This window comes from Mycoplasmopsis bovirhinis (assembly GCF_900660515.1).
In the GTDB taxonomy this organism is placed as follows: domain Bacteria; phylum Bacillota_I; class Bacilli_A; order Mycoplasmatales; family Metamycoplasmataceae; genus Mycoplasmopsis; species Mycoplasmopsis bovirhinis.
In genome coordinates this window covers 885,121-901,941 of the sequence record NZ_LR214972.1, presented here as the reverse complement: position 1 = coordinate 901,941, position 16,821 = coordinate 885,121, and the positions used below count along the sequence as shown (strand labels likewise).

Here is a 16,821-nt window from a genome sequence, read left to right as displayed (position 1 = left end):
ATTTTCAATTTTTTCTTTAGCAATTAAATGCCATAATTTAAAAAAGTGTAAAACATATGAGTTAATATAAGGACCTTGGATAATATAATTAACATCAATTCAGTGACCATATTTTGGTGCTAAAGAAGCATATTCATCAGAAATATTATTCCCACCAGAAAAAACTTTCTTTGAATCAATAATAAAGAATTTTTGGTGATTACGTGTGAATGATGAAAAATTAATAAATGGATAATAAATTTTTCCAATAATTTTAATTTTTAATAAATTAGTTTTAATTAATTTATTAATATGCTTACGTTGCTTACCAATAGCCCCAAAATCATCTATTAATCACTTAATTTCAACACCTTCTTTTTGTTTTTGTTTTAAAATTTCGGTAATTTCTTTAGCTATTTCACTATTTTTAATAATATAAGTTACTATAAAAATACTTTTTGTAGCTTGTTTTAAGTTTTTAATTAATTTTTTATAAAATTCATATCCTTCAGTAACAATTTCAACATTAGCATCATACATTAATGTTTTCCGTTTTAAAATCATTTTTTGAATAACTGGGTTTGTTGAATCAATAATCGAAGCAGGAATATCTGAATAATATGATATTTTATATTCTGGCAATTTATCCAAAGTTTTAGCAAGCTTATTTTTTAAATCAAGTCCAAACACAAAGAAAATTACATGTCCAAAAATTGGCACAAATAAAACTAAGTAAAGTCAACTAAATTTAGCTTGGTTATTTCTATTTTGTGCATGAATAATAAATGTTGTTACAACATTTAAAATATAAATAAAAATAAGTAAAAGCCAAATTAGCTGGTAATGAATAAAGTTGGTTAATAGTATCATACCAGCAAAATAACTACCTGAAATAAATAATTGGATAATAAAGATCAAAATACGTTTGATCGTAAATTTTCTAGACATCAAAACCTTCTTAAATAATTATAGTTAAATTAAATTTTTATATGGTAAATTAATTTTTTTAATATGAATTTGCTCTGGTATTAAAATCTTAGTTAAATCCTGAAAAATTTGGTTAGCAAAAACTTCTTCAACAAGATGCGGAATTTCTATAATTTTAATACCAAGTTCTTGATAGTTAATTCATTCATTTCATTTTAAATCACTTGTAATTACTAAATCGATATTTAAACTTGCTTTAAGCTTATTAATATCAGTAATTGAACCTGAGCCAGCAAAAATAACTACTCTTTCAACTTGGTTTAACTTATTTAATTCAAAATTAGTTCTTATTGCATTTTTAATATTTAGCTGCTTAGCAATAAGCTCAACTAAATTCGCTTCTCTAGGATTATCAAAAACTACACCATAAAGAGTCGGAATCATCCTTAGTTTTTTTGCATTTAAACCAAGAGTTTTAAAGACTTGGTGCGAAGTTCCTAAAAAAGCAACATCATAATTTGTATGAAGTGAATAAACATTGATTTGATGTTCTTTTAATTTTTGATTTAAAACTCTTTTATAAGGAGCGTTTTGGTATTCGTTAATTCATGAATCACTAAAAATAAAAGGATGATGGGTTATAATTAAATTAGCTTTCTTGCTAATTGCATAATCTAAAACTTCTGTTGTTAAATCAATTGCTAAGATAATACTAGTTATTTTAGCTGAAAGTTTAAATTTTACATTTAAACCTGAATGATCTCAAGGCTCAGCATGTTTTAATGGATATAAATCTTCTAGATATCCAATTACATTTTTAACCGTCATAATTAATAAAAATCCTTTAAGATATGGCCGTATTTTGGATCATTACGTAATTTTTTTAAAATTTTATTTTCGATTTGTCTTATTCTTTCTTTAGAAACATTATTTCTTGCAGCAGCTAAAACTTCAAGACTATGCACTTTATATGGATTACCATTAGCATCTTCACCAATTCCATAACGTTTACAAATTAATTCTCTTTCATCAGAATCTAAACGTTCAAGCATTTTTTTTAAAATCACACTTAATTCTTCTTTAGCAGAATGATCAATTGGATTAACAATATTATCATCTTTAACAAAATCACTAAATTGTGAATCATTTTCTTTTCCAACTTGTTTATCTAAACTAATTGGATCAGCATTAATTTTACGAATGTATCTAACTTTATCGGTTGTAAAAGAACCCCCAATTCTTTCGGCTATTTCTTCATCAGAAGGTTCATATCCTAGTTCATGACTTAATTCACGTTCAGCTTTTGAAACACGATTAATTGTTTCAACCATATGAACTGGAACCCTAATAGTTCGAGCTTGGTCAGCAACAGCACGTGTAATTGCTTGGCGAATTCACCAAGTCGCATATGTAGAGAATTTAAATCCTTTAGTAATATCAAATTTTTGAGCTGCTTTAATAATCCCAGAATTACCTTCTGAAATTAAATCAATAAAAGATAAACCACGATTTTTATATTTTTTAGCGTTATTAATAACCAGTCTTAAATTACGGTTAATTAATGTATCTCTGGCTTTTTTGCCTCGGAAGCCTCCTTGCATCATGCGGTGAGCTAGTTCTTTTTCTTCAGATTCGCTAAGTAATTTTCCGTACTTACCAATTCACCTCATGTACCATTTCACAATATCATTAGTTTCAGTAAGTTTATTTGATAAATTATCAACTTTTTGTTCTTTTGCTTCTAGCATTCCATCATCTAGATCAAAATCATTTTCATCCTCAAATTCATCAAAATATGGCTCATCATCTTCTTCAAGTTCTTCTTTATCATCTTCATCTTCAAGATCATCTTCTGTGTCAACATAAATCTCTTCATCATCTTGATCATCTAAGATTTCTTTTTGCAAAACTTCTAGTTCTGTTTCAGATAATTCTGCATCACTTATTTCAAGCATAGAATCTTTAACTTGTTTTTTAGAGTTTGAATTAGCAACTTCTGACTCAAAATCAGTCAAATTAACATCATCTAAATCTCCTGAGTCTTGCTCAGGATTTAAAATTTTAAGCTCAATTAATTCGCTTAATAAATCATCCATTTCATCATCTTGGACTTCTAAATTTTGTTTCATGACAAAGTCCATAACTTGTTCTTGTGATAAAGTTTTAAGCTTTCTTTTTTTCATATCACTTTTCAACAAAGTAATAAATGCATTAAATTCTTTTTTCATATCTTCTCCTTTACAATTTAATTTCTTTAAATCTTTTTAATTCTTTAATTAAATTATTATAGTTTTTAATGCTAGGCGTAATATTAAATTTTTTGTTTTCAGTTTTATAAGACTCTAAGAGTTCTTTTATTAAGGGTGTTAAAGAAACCTTGCCATTAGATTCTTGCAAATTATGCATGATTTTATTAGTGTAAGTTAAATAAAATTTTTGTAAATCTAATTCAGAAAAATTTTGATTGTAAGATTTAATTAATTCAAAAACCTTGCGGTGCATTTGTTTTTGAATATTAAAAACTAAATCATTTTCAGAACCTAAATCTAAATCAAGATATTGAAATGTTTTAGTTTTTATATCATTATAAACATTAGCAAAATTTTCAGGTTTACAATACAAAATACTAGAATTATCTAACTCATAAAACCGCTTTGCAAATTCAGGTTTTAAAATAAAATAAATCAAAAATTTAATTCGAATGTTATTAGCCATAAAATCATTAAATTTTTGTTCATTTCTTTTTATTAGATTATCAATATTATAATTTTCGTAATACTGCTCAAAATCAAGTTGTGCAAAATTATTTAATTCCTTATGCATTAACTCGGTTTGATTTAAATTTTCCATTAAATCATAATTAAATTCATTTTTAAATTTAGTTGTAAAATAACTTTTTTGGTCATAGTTCATCAAAGTTAAATATTGTGAAATTTCTGAATTGAAATTTTTAAGATTCTTAAAATCTGCATTATTCCGAAGATTATTCAAATTAACATAATAATCGTATAAAAAATCGATAAATGACTTTTTTTGACTTAATAAATATCTTAAAGCATCAACTCCTTCAGAATTTAAAATTTCATCAGGATCTTTGTTATAAGAATTATAAGCAACAAATATTTCTTTAACTTTGTTTTTTAATAAAGTTTTAATTGATCTAACTGTAGCACTTTGGCCTGCTTGATCATTATCTAAAAATAAAGTAATTCTAAATTGCTTAATTAAAGCAACTTGTTGGTCTGTTAAGGCTGTACCCATCAAAGCAACTACATTTTCAATTTTTGCTTTATCAAAAGCGATAACATCCATAAAACCTTCAACTAAAATTAATTCTTTGGTGCTTTGGGCTGCAACTAAGGCATTATGAATGTTATATAAAATCTTTGATTTATTAAATAAAAATGTTTCAGGTGAATTAATATATTTTGGTTTTTGCTCTGGTTCTAATGATCGAGCACTAAAACCAACTATTTCATTAAATTCATTTTTGATCCCAAAAGTAATGCGGTTGCGGAAAATTTCATGTAAATTATTGTTAATAAGACCCGCTCTCAAAATTAAATCATTACTATAATTAACTGAATTATTTAAATAAGTTAATAATTCATCATAAGGAGCATAGCCAATACTAAATTTCTTACGAATCTCTGGATCAAAAATCCCCCTGGTTTTCAAATATTCTTGAGCTTTTAAATTACTAGTTACTTTAATTTTAAAAAATGAATTAGCAACATTCAAAAGCTCTAAAATTTGAGTTTCTTCTTCAGTTTTTGTTCTTAAATTAGTCTCTTTATTATTTGATAAATCTAAATTTAAAGAAAGCTCATTAGAAAAATATTCTAAGGTTTCAAGGTAGTTTTTATTAAGATGTTTTTTAATAAAAGTGATCACATTACCACTTTCACTACATGAAAAACATTTGTAAATTCCCTTAACACTTGAAACAGTAAAACTAGGATTAATATCTTGGTGAAATGGGCAAAGACCCAAATAATTATTTCCTTTTTTAGTTAAGGAAATAAAATTAGAAATAACTTGAACAATGTCAGTTTTTTCTAAAATTAGTTGATTAATTTCTTTAAAATCTATTTGTGTCATTTTAATTATAAGTATTTAAGTAAATCATTAAGTGAGATACGAATTTGTTGCATCGTATCTCTATTTCTTAAAGTAAAAGTATCATTTTCTAATGATTCATAGTCAATTGTTAAAGATCAATATGTTCCAATTGCATCTTGGCGGCGGTATCTTTTACCAATTGAACCAGTTTCATCGTAAACACATGAAATTCCTTTAGCAATTAAAAAGGACATAATTTCTTGTGCTTTATCACTTAGTTTTTTAACTAATGGTAAAATTGCAATTTTGTATGGTGCTATCTCTAGTGGAAATTTAAATAAAATTCTAGATTCTGTATCACTTATTTTTTCTTCATGATAAGTATCAACTAAAATTGCAAGCATTAAACGATCTAAACCAATACTTGGTTCAATAACATACGGAAATATTTTTTGATTAGTTTCTGGATCTAAGTATGCTAATAATTCTCCAGAAGCTTGTGAATGAGATTTTAAATCATAATCGCTGCGGTTAGCAACTCCTAATAATTCTCCTCATCCAAAAGGAAACTTAAATTCTAAATCAGTTGTGGCACTCGAATAATGTGCTAATTCTCCCGGATCATGGGCTCTAACTCTAAGATTTTCATCTATAAGACCGAGTTTTAAAACGAAATCTTTGCATTTATTAACGTAATAATCAAACCACTTTGGAGTATCTTTAGGCATAGTAAAAAATTCAAGTTCCATTTGTTCAAATTCTCTAGTTCGGAAAATAAAATTACCAGGTGTTACTTCATTACGAAAACTCTTTCCAATTTGACCAATTCCAAAAGGTAATTTAGCACGTGAAGAGCGTTGCACATTTTTAAAGTTAATAAAAATTCCTTGTGCTGTTTCAGGGCGTAAATAAATTTTGGACTTAGAACCTTCGACAATTCCTTGCTCAGTTTCAAACATTAAGTTAAATTCTCTAATCTCACTTCAATTCGTTTTTGATCCCTCGTATTCTAAAACATTCTTTGTTAAAAAATCTCTAATTTCTTCCTTACTCATTTTTTCAGGAATTAAATTAGGATCAAATTCTTGCAAGATTTTATCAGCACGATATCTTTTACCGTTAACTTTATTTTCAATTAGCGGGTCAGAAAAATTTGAAACATGACCACTAGTAACCCATACTTGTGGATTCATTAAAATTTTTGAATCAATTAAAAAATTATTTGCTTCTTTTAGAATAAATTCATTTTTTCAAGCCTGACGAATATTATCTTTTAAAAGAGCACCTAAAGGACCATAATCCCAAGTATTTGAAAGTCCCCCATAAATTTCACTTCCTTGGTATACAAATCCTGAAGATTTTAAATGATTTAAAAAAGCTTCATTAATTTTCTTAATATTTTGCATATTATCTTTATTTTACCAAAAAAGCTAAAAAATAAAAATTTTACTTCAAGTTTGTTTTAAATAAAAATTAACTTACAGTTAGCAAGTTTAAGAACAACTAAATATAAGTTACCAGTACATTAATCATAAAAATAAGAAATCAAATAGTCAGATTTAAAACATAAGGAAATGATGTTTTATAATAAAAACTATTATAATAATTTTCTTTCAATTCTTTTTGTTTATAATAAATATTTTTTTCACTTTGAGACATTTTTTCAAGTTTTTGTGCTTCAGAATTTTTAGTTAAATTTGCTTTAGTATTTTTTAAATTCCCCAAAGTTTTATTTAAAAGTCCAATTTTTAAACCAAAAGCTAAAAGAGAGCTAACAAAGTTAATTATTGTTGCTGTGCTTAAGGAATTAACAAATAAATATGATACTTTTGAATGTTGAATCAAAAAATCTATTAAAACTATTAGTCAATAAAAAATAATAAAAGAACATAAAATTAGGTAGGTTTTTTTAGACTTAAATTGGAATTTTAAGTATTCTTTGAAGATTTCTTTTTTTGTATATTGAAAGTTTCTTTTCACTTTGACTCCGTTTTAATTAGTTCTTTAATTTTTTCGCTAACAGCATGTTGCAATAATTTCAAAATTAATTTAATTATTAATTTTTTAGTTAAAGTTAGATTGTATTTAGTTTCTGTTTCTAATTTTAAGACTAATTGTCGTTGCATAAAATCATAAAAAATATAAATATAAAAAAGTTGCTTTTTATAAGTAAACGTTAGTTCTAATAAATCATGTTGTAAATTAGTTTTAAAATCATATTTTTTGATTTTAATTAGTTCTAATGATTTATAATATTTCTCATTTAAATTAAATAGTGAATCAATTTTTAAAGCTTCAAGGTAGGGAAAATTAAATGCTTTAGAATTAAGGATTATATTTTGGTTACTTTCAAGCATTTTCTTATACTTATAACCAAATAAATTATTATTATTTTTGTAATTAAAAAAGATATAGCAAAGCTTTAAAATAAAATCATAATTCGAATAAAAAAGTTTGTAATTTAAATTAGCGCTAAAACGGTTATTAGCAAAGCTTAAAAGTACATTTTGATGATCTAAATCAATCTTTAAATTTTGCTCATAATGAATTTTGAAATTAACTAATAAATTTAAAATATTTTTTGAGACATAAAAAGGTAAGTAAATTGAATTTAACCTTAAACTTGAATTATTTTTTCAAGTTAAAAAATAATAGTTAATAAATAAATAAACTAAGTCTTCTTCTCTTAGTAGTATATATCTATTCTTCCTTCAAGCATATATTTTAAGTTGATTAGCTTGATTTAAATAAATAATTAAATCTGTTTTATATTTGTTAAATCGTAATTCAAATTTACTAAAAAATAGTTTATTAGATAAAGTAAGATTGTGAGCAATAACTTTGTAACCAGAATTTTTTAATACTTTTCGTAAAATATATTTATCTAGCAAGTTGCTAGTAATAATGCTAATACGCAAGGTTTTATGTTGCGAGATATCTCCTTGATTTGACAAATGATTTAAGGTAAATTTATCACCATAAAATTTGATGATTTTATCAATATTAATAATTGTTGATTGGTTGCTTGGTGAAAGCATAATTAAAGATTTTATTTTAGGAAATTCATTAAGATAAAACTCGTATTCATCAACTGATAATTGTTGTTTTTCCTTAATTAATTTCATATAATATTTATCATTTCCTTTATTATAAGATAAAAAAATTCCATTTGGGATTCCAGTTAATTCAATAGTTTGATAAAATAAAAATTCGTTAATTTGGCTATAATTATGTACAAAAGTTTCAAAGCGAGCTTTATTTGCATATCTGACTAATAAATCTTTTAAGTTTGTTGACTTTGTTATTTCAAAATCAGTTGCAATTAAAATTTTTTTGTTTTTGGTATTGTTTATTTCTTTTAAAAAAATTGAGAAAATTGCTAAAAGAGAAAAAGGATTTAAATGATCTAATAAAAAATTATCCAAGCCATAAAATTCAAGACCATAAATAGTTCCTTGAGATTTTGAAACTAAATTATTAAAATCAATTTGGTTATTTTTCATTGCTAAATCAAAATCACTAATTTTGCAAATTGATTCATTGTTATATAAACTTCTTCAAACTTCAAATGTACTAAATGCCATAAAACCCCCAATTATTTTTTAGTATTTTACCAAATTTACAGTAAAATTCATATAATATTAAACATATCTTTTAATATAACTCAAAATATTTTAATCTAAGGAGAATTATGTCACTAAAAGCCGGAATTATTGGATTACCAAATGTTGGTAAAAGCACATTATTTAGTGCTTTAACAAAAAAACAAGTTGAATCTTCGAATTATGCTTTCACTACCATTGAACCAAATATCTCAAGTGTACCTTTAATTGATGAACGTTTGGAAAACATTGCTAAGTTAATCAATCCAGAGAAAATTGTTTGAGCTACTTTTGACTTTGTTGATATTGCTGGCTTAGTACAAGGCGCTTCAAAAGGAGAAGGTTTAGGTAATAAGTTTTTAGCTAACATTCGTGATGTTGATGCAATTATTCATGTTATTAGATGTTTTAATGATAAAGATATCTTGCATATTGCTAATTCAATTGACCCAGTTAGAGACAAAGAAGTAATTGACTACGAGTTAATGTTAGCTGATTTAGAAACTATTACTAATGTATTAAATCGAGTAGCTAAGAAAGCTAAATCAGGTGATAAAGATGCAATTATTGAGCAAAGTGCTGCTTTAAAAATTAAGGAAGCTTTAGAAAATAATATTCCAGCTAGAGAAATTAGTTTAGATGAAGCACAAGAGAAATTCATCAAAGGTTACCACCTATTAACATTTAAAAAAATGATCTACGTTGCTAATTTAAATAGTGAACAATTTTTAGATTATGAAAATGATCCTTTATATCGTAAACTAAAAAACTCTTTAAAAGAAAATGAAAAGTTACTTGCAATCTCAGCTGAGATCGAAGCTCAGCTAAGCCAAATTGAAGATCCTAAAGAGAAAAAAGAATTATTATTAATTTACAATATAGAACGTAGCGGATTAGACACTTTAACAAAAACAGCTTTTAATTTATTAGATTTAGAAACTTACTTTACCGCTGGTAAAATCGAAGCAAGAGCTTGAGTTTATAAAAAAGGTTGAAATGCTCCTAAATGTGCTGGAGTAATTCATAGTGATTTTGAGAAAAAATTCATTAAAGCTGAAGTTATAAGTTATGATAATTATATTAAGTATGGCGGTGAAGTAGCTGCAAAAAATGCTGGTAAAATGCGCCAAGAAGGTAAAACTTACATTATGAATGATGGTGATATTTGTCATTTTAAATTTGGTAAATAATTTTGTTTTAAACTAAAACCTCTCCAACTTTGGAGAGGTTTTAGTTTGGATAATGTTTTTATATTATTCATTTTATCATTTAGCAACTTTCGCGAAAAATTTGTTGTATTTTTTTGAATTATAAAAAGATATTAAGTAAAAATAACTTAATAGATAAGTTTGATTTTAATATCTATAAATCATTATTAGCTAAAAACATATATACATCTTGGCTAGATAAATACATTTATCAAATGATTCTTTTTAAAAATCTATTTAAAAACTCAAAATTATGTAATTATTTATACATAGAGAGAATATATTCATTAAATTAATCTTTTAGGATATTTTTATACAACTGATAACTTTTTTTATCATTTGGAAAACCTCCGAATAAAGTGAATTAAATGGATATATTATTAAATATTGTTGGTTTGTGTTTTTTAAATAAAAATCTTAAATTTTCACACCATGTATAAAAGTTTGAATTTTAGTAAAACTTCATTATAAATGTTGCTAGTTATTATTTTAGTTTTCTCAATAGTTAATTTTATTTGAGATTTAACAATTTTTCATATTAATCTATTGTTTCTAGGAAATGAAGATAAAGTTATTAATAGAATTCATAAAGATTAGGAAGATGTTAATTACTTGTTAATCTTCATCTCTTAACTATACTTTAAATTAATTAAATTTAAAATTTTTAAAAAAGTCTGGAAATTACCTATAAATATAAATATCATTATAAATTTAAACAGAAATTTCTTTTTATATTACGAAGCTAAATTACTACCAGGCAACTTTTTGCTTAACTAGACAACAATAATCTTCAATATTGATAATTTTCATGTATCATATTAAATATGATAAACCATAAATGAAAAATGATTTTATTAATTATTGTCTCATTCGGTTTGATTTTAATTAAATGAAAAAAAGTAAAACACCAGAAAAACACTTTTTATCAAGTTGAAAATCTGCCTTTTGATATTAATAAATTAATTAAATATTTAGGAAATAATAATTTTGTAGCTAAAGAATGTAAGCTTTCAAGAATTGAAATAGAAATTAAAGATCTAAATTTAGTTAACTTAGAAAAAATTAAAGCTTTAAAAGGAGTTAGTGGCCTTTTTGTAAAAAGTAATTTAATTTCAATTATTTTAGGTGTATATTCTAAAGCTACTTTTGCGGCTTTAACGAAACAAAAGTAAAGGATTAATATGAACACAATTGATATTAAATATAATACAATTTTAAATAATTTATTAGATGTTGAACCAGGAGATTCAGCAATTTTTACACGTAATAATAAAAAAGATTATTTAGATCTTAAAGATATGATTGATGAAAACCAATACCAAGAAATTATCAATAATGAATCTTTTAATATTTCACTATTAGATGGCGCATTATTAGCTTTAAAAAAAGAAGTTGAATTAGCTAATTCATTAGAAGAACTTAGTTTTATAACTAAAAGCAAAAATATTCGCCGGCTAAAATTCGAACGTTTTTTAAATGCTAAAACTAGTTTTGCAGAAATTAAGAAAAATGTTTTAAATATTATTCAGTTAAAAATTCAAAACTCTGTAACTATTTGAAAACAATTAGCTGTTAAAGCCCAGGAAAACTTAGAAGAAACTAATATTTGACCAATGCATATTGGGTTTTTATTTATTAGCTTAAGAATTGATGATAAGGTTATTTATGCTCCTTTATTTTTCAAAGAAGTAAGTATTAACTTTAAAAATGGAAAACCGTTTTTAACTAGTGAAGGAGATATTAAAACTAATGAAAAACTTTTATTCTTTTTTGACAATAAACAAATTTCATTACACCTTGATGCTGATTTACATGCTAATTCAATGAATTCATTAATTAGCATTTTAAAAAATGATTGGGAAAATTTATTTACCCTGCCAGAAAATATTTTTGATCATTTTACTAGTATGGGCGAAGCTGAAATTAAAAACGAAAACTTGGTCTTTCATCCTGGTGCTATTATTGGACTCTTTGAGCCTGTTGGCGGATACTCACGTACCAGGATGAAAGAAATCATTGAAAATAAAGAATTTGATGAAATTTTAAAAGTTGATTTTAATAAAAATATTTATCAAGAAACAATTACTAAAACAATCAATAATTCAAATTACACTATTTTTAAAATAACCCCTTCTAACCTTTCGCAAGATAAAGCAATTGTTTCAGCATTAAATCAAGATACGATTATTTGAGGTCCTCCAGGCACAGGTAAATCACAAACTATTGTTAATTTATTAACTAATATTTTAATTTACAATAAAAGTGCTATTGTTGCTTCGCAAAAAAAAGCAGCATTAGATGTTATTAAAGAAAGAATGGGAATTTTACAATCATTTTGTTTATTTAGTTTAAAGTCAAAAAACATCAATAAAAATCAGTTTTATGAGCCAATTATAAAATATCTTGAATTACTTGAAAATTTTAAAGAACCAATTACTCCTAGCCAAAGAACTCCGATAATAAGTTATAAAGAACAAAGGTATATTGAACTAATTAATGAGGTTTTAACTATTAAGAGTATTCAACCAATCTTAAGAGCTTACTATTATTTAGCTAAATACAAGCAAAATCCAAATTATCAATTAGATATTGAATTATTACTTAATTTACCTAATGATCTGTTATATCCAGAAACTAGTTATTCACATGGGCAAATTTTAGAATTACTTAAAAAAGAAAATAAAGTTAAATGGTTAACTTTTTTACCTAAGTTTCGCAAGGTAAAACAAGTAGCAGATAATATTGAAGCCCTTATACCGAAATTTGATGGTAGTTTGCAAGATTTAATTAATTTCTTTAATGAAGTGCTGCATGATTCATTAGATAAACAAGCAATTCAAAAATTAAGTGAAATTATAGAATTAACTAAAGAATTAAAATATGAGCAACATATTTGAGATCAAAAAATATTGCACAAAATAATTTTAGAAAGAATTTATAACAAAGTTGCAAAATTCAACCAAGCAGAAAGTAAAGAATACCAAGAATTTGCACAGCATGTAAGAATTAAAAACTTGCCACCTCAAAAATTCATGAAAAAATTTACTAAATTACTTAAAATTATTTACCCTATTATTATAGTTACTCCTGATACAGATTTATCTCATTGACAAAAACAAGAAATTGATTATGCTATCTTAGATGAATCAAGTCAAATATTTATTGAAAAAGGTTTACCAATACTTTATTTAGCTAAAACCAAGATTTTAGCAGGAGATCCAAAGCAAATGAGCCCAAGCAATTGATTTGGACGAAGAAGCACTGATGATAGTATTTTTGGTAAAGTTGAGTCAATTTTAGATTACGCTTCTTCCCTTAATTTAACTAAAATTTTGCTTGATAAAAATTACCGTTCAAATCATTCCGAATTAATGTCGTTTTCTTCAAAACATTTTTATAACTCTCAATTAGATGTTGTTGATACAAACGAAAACGCATTAAGTCAACCTTTAGAAGTATTCGAAGTGGAAGGTGAGTGAAAAGACCAAAAAAATGAAGTTGAAGCTTTAAAAGTTATTGAAGTTTTAAAAGCTAATTTAGATAAATACAATAAAATCATTATTTTAGCTTTTAACATTCAACAAAGCGATTATATTAATTCCCTTATCATTAATAAATATCCTGAATTATATGATGCAATAACTCAAAACAAAATCATGATTCGAAATGTTGAAAACATTCAAGGTCATGAAGCTGATTTAGTGATTACCACTGTTTCGTATGATAAATTTACTAGGTTTTCTTCAACTGCTATTTGTAAACCAAATAGTGGTAAAAACACTTTAAATGTTGCAATTACTCGTGCCAAAGATAAAATGATTATAATTAAAACAGTTAAAGCTATTGATATTAAATTAACAGAAAATAATTCTGAAGATTTAGAAATCTTCAAAGCTTGATTACAATTTTTAGAAAAATCTGATTTAGAAAGAAAACAGGATGTTTATGATTCATTGAACCAAGAAGTTGATGAATTTAGTGATTTAACTTTATTTAACTTAAGAAAACATAAACAGAAAAAGATAACTAATGCAGAAAATGCAAAATGATTTATCGATTTTGTCATTAATTGTATTCAAAATGCAGTTAGTGGGCAAAGTCAATATGAAATTTTTGAAAATTATATTATTGGTTCATTAAATATTGATTTAGTAATTACTAAAAATCAAAAACCATATAAAGCTATTATCTTTGATTCATTTAATTATTTAAATAATGAAAGCTATATGGCTATTCGAGATAAATATCGCTTCTTGAAATCAAAAAAGTATGATGTTGAAATTATATCCCCAATTTCTTGAATTCACCAACAAAGAGAACTAGAAACTTGGTTTAAAACTGAAAACATTCAAGAGCAACAAAATCTAATCATTCAACCTTCATTAACTTATATTTTAAATAAAGGTGATTTAAATTATTTTTTGAAAAATAAAGATGAACAAAAAACTAAATCACCAAAAGAAGTAATTGTAGATCCTATGGTTCAAGAAAAAAATAAAGACTATCAGCAGTTGCAAAATACTATAGAAATTAATTCTAACCAGAAATCTGTTGAAGTTAATGTAGAATTAAAAAAAACAAAACAAAAAACTTTGCAAGATAAAAGTTTTGTTACAAAAGAATCAAGGCATAAACAAGAATTAATAGATGAAGATTTTGATGAATTTCAAAGCGAGTCACAAGAAACTACTAATCTTTCAGAAATTTCAACAAATATTCAAGATGAAGATTTTGAGTATTTTGATTTTAGCTATGAAGATGATCTTTTAACTAAAGAAAAAGATCATAAAATTGAACTAGAAACTAATGATTCACCAATTATCGAAGATGAATTACAAAAAGAATTAAATGCCATTATTAATAATTCAAATTACAAAGAAAAGGAACAAAAAAATCATGATAATACTTGCAAATAATTACCAGAAAATTTTTCTTAAAAATAATTAGCATGGCTAATGATTATAACACTTTAGGTTTAGAAGATCTACTAAACTTCCTGTCTAAAAAAATTAAGAAAAATATTATCATGCATTTATTTACTTGTCATGAAACTGAATGTGATGTTATGATGATTGTTAATGCTTTAAATGCTAAACAAGCAAATATTTCAAAACATTTAAATGATTTAAAGAAAGCAAATATTATTGATGCTAATAAGCAAGGACTTTATTCATATTATTATTTAACTAGTGAATTTTTAAAGAAATATAAACCACTTTTAAAAGCTATATACTTAATTGATAAAGAAAGAATTTATGAATGTGAGTGCATTAGAGATGGACACCAACATGAATACTAAACCAAAGATCAAAATATGGCATTTTACTAAGGGATTAAGGTTCTTAATTTTATTAACAATTATCTTTATTGGCGGACAAATCTTTTTAGAAGTTATGACACCAAGGTACGTACAAAATATTATTAATGTAATTTCGTTAGATAAGTGAGAAAGTAATTTAACTAGGCAACAAGCAATTTACCATAATGCTGGATATTTATTTTTATTTATTCTTTTAACCTTAGTAATTTCAGTCTTTGTTCAAATTTTCTTAATTTCTAAAATTTCAACAGAATTTTCAATTAACATTAAAAATAAATTATTTGAGCAAATCCAAAATTTCTCACCCCAGGATTTAAACCATTATTCAGTTGGAACTGTATTGAACCGTTTAAATAATGATGTTGGGTCAATGGAACGTACTTTGTCTTTAAGTGTCACTTCAATTGTTCGTTCAGTCTTTATGTTCTCAAGTGCCTTATATTTTTCATTAAATGAATCAAGGCAATTATCATACGTTTTTTTAATCTCAATTCCAATTTGTTTTGTAATGTTTGGAATAATTTTTGTGGTGCGCAAGACTGTAAAAAAACTTTTTCGATACAATGATGAATTTAACCAAAAATTACAAGAAAATTTACATTCAATAAAAACAATTAAAGCTAATGTTACAGAAGAATATGAATATCAAAAAATCAAAAAACATACTGCTAAATTAACTAAATCAAATTTAAAAATAGTTTTAGCTAATTCACTTGGTGAATCTGCATTTATGAGTGTTATTTATATCTCCTTAATCCTTTTAGCTACAATTGGAGTAAACTTATTTTTAGAAGATAAAATTGATGTCGGACACATTGTTTTATTTGGAACTTATATTTGAATGATCACAGCTTCATTTTTAGGAATTTTACATATTAGCTATAATATTTTTATTGCAATTCCAAGTTCAAAACGTTTAAAAGAAATATTAAATCATGAAGTTAAAATTACTAATATTCCTAATGCAATTAAAGACTTTGAAATTCAAAAAATCGAATTTAAAAATGTTAGTTTTAAATATGATAAAAATCCACAAAATACTTTATCAAATTTAAACTTTGTAATTGATAAAAATACTTCTTTAGGTATTATTGGACAAACTGGTGAAGGTAAAAGTACCCTAGTAAATCTCTTAGCTAGATTTTATGATGTCACTGAAGGGGAAATTTTAATTAACGATATTAATATTAAACAATATGATCTAGATACATTGCGCCAAAAAATTTCAATTGTTTTCCAAGAAAATATCTTATTTTCTGGCACAATTCGTTCAAACTTTAAATTAGTTAAACATGATGCAAATGATCAAGAAATTTACCAAGTATTACAAAAAGCACAAATTTACGATTTTATATATAATAGCCCTGATCAATTAGAAACAAAAGTAAATCAAAAAGGGTCTAATTTTTCAGGAGGGCAAAGACAAAGATTAGCAATTGCAAGAGCTTTAATAAAAGATCCAAATTTACTAATTTTAGACGATGCTACAAGTGCTTTAGATTTTAAAACTGAGCAGCAAGTTAAAGATACTTTAAGACAAATTAATCATAGTATTAAAATCATCATTTCACAAAAAATTAACTCAATTAAAGATTGCAATAAAATTATCGTTTTAGAGAGCGGCAAAATAGCAAGTATTGGGAAGCACCAAGATTTATTGAAAACAAGTGAACTTTATCATAAAATTTATAAATACCAAAATTCAATCTTGGAGAGTTTTTAA

General features: G+C 24.9%; 12 protein-coding genes. 5 read left to right on the top strand and 7 right to left on the bottom strand.

Translation table 4 applies throughout. The annotated features are described in order from the left end of the window. The 7 genes from EXC44_RS03770 to EXC44_RS03740 form a co-directional block, all read right to left on the bottom strand. The coding region (locus tag EXC44_RS03770; protein WP_197723767.1) for a phospholipase D-like domain-containing protein at positions 1-927 on the bottom strand (927 nt) is incomplete at its 3' end. Positions 928-951: 24 nt separating this feature from the next. Next, on the bottom strand, positions 952-1,734 hold the full coding sequence (locus EXC44_RS03765) for a Nif3-like dinuclear metal center hexameric protein (protein WP_129621885.1): 783 nt from the start codon (positions 1,732-1,734) through the stop codon (positions 952-954). A gap of 2 nt (positions 1,735-1,736) precedes the next feature. Next, positions 1,737-3,134 (bottom strand): RNA polymerase sigma factor, encoded by a 1,398-nt coding sequence (locus tag EXC44_RS03760; RefSeq protein WP_129621884.1) that lies wholly within the window; start codon positions 3,132-3,134, stop codon positions 1,737-1,739. 10 nt (positions 3,135-3,144) lie between these two features. Further along, a complete protein-coding gene (gene dnaG / locus EXC44_RS03755; protein WP_129621883.1) occupies positions 3,145-5,007 on the bottom strand; it encodes a DNA primase in 1,863 nt (620 codons plus the stop codon). A 5-nt stretch (positions 5,008-5,012) separates the two neighbouring features. Next, the gene (locus tag EXC44_RS03750) at positions 5,013-6,374 is read right to left on the bottom strand and encodes a glycine--tRNA ligase (RefSeq protein WP_129621882.1); all 1,362 of its coding nucleotides are present in this window, start codon (positions 6,372-6,374) and stop codon (positions 5,013-5,015) included. A 97-nt stretch (positions 6,375-6,471) separates the two neighbouring features. Beyond that, a complete protein-coding gene (locus tag EXC44_RS03745) occupies positions 6,472-6,813 on the bottom strand; it encodes a hypothetical protein (protein ID WP_129621881.1) in 342 nt (113 codons plus the stop codon). A gap of 83 nt (positions 6,814-6,896) precedes the next feature. Beyond that, positions 6,897-8,552 carry an MAG5620 family putative phospho-sugar mutase gene (locus EXC44_RS03740; protein ID WP_129621880.1) on the bottom strand — a complete coding sequence of 552 codons (1,656 nt, stop codon included), beginning with the start codon at positions 8,550-8,552 and terminating at the stop codon, positions 6,897-6,899. Between the two features lie 107 nt (positions 8,553-8,659). Here EXC44_RS03740 and ychF point away from each other — a divergent pair, with 107 nt between their 5' ends. From ychF to EXC44_RS03715, 5 genes are all read left to right on the top strand, one after another. Then, positions 8,660-9,760, top strand: a complete 1,101-nt coding sequence (gene ychF / locus EXC44_RS03735) for a redox-regulated ATPase YchF (RefSeq protein WP_129621879.1) — start codon at positions 8,660-8,662, stop codon at positions 9,758-9,760. A gap of 842 nt (positions 9,761-10,602) precedes the next feature. Beyond that, positions 10,603-10,950 (top strand): PTS sugar transporter subunit IIABC, encoded by a 348-nt coding sequence (locus EXC44_RS03730; protein ID WP_129621878.1) that lies wholly within the window; start codon positions 10,603-10,605, stop codon positions 10,948-10,950. 9 nt (positions 10,951-10,959) lie between these two features. Then, positions 10,960-14,694 carry a DEAD/DEAH box helicase gene (locus EXC44_RS03725; protein WP_129621877.1) on the top strand — a complete coding sequence of 1,245 codons (3,735 nt, stop codon included), beginning with the start codon at positions 10,960-10,962 and terminating at the stop codon, positions 14,692-14,694. A gap of 32 nt (positions 14,695-14,726) precedes the next feature. Beyond that, on the top strand, positions 14,727-15,077 hold the full coding sequence (locus tag EXC44_RS03720; RefSeq protein ID WP_120161667.1) for an ArsR/SmtB family transcription factor: 351 nt from the start codon (positions 14,727-14,729) through the stop codon (positions 15,075-15,077). Further along, entirely contained in the window at positions 15,034-16,821 is a 1,788-nt protein-coding gene (locus EXC44_RS03715) for an ABC transporter ATP-binding protein (protein ID WP_223213758.1), read from the top strand. The genes EXC44_RS03720 and EXC44_RS03715 overlap by 44 nt, the downstream gene beginning before the upstream one ends.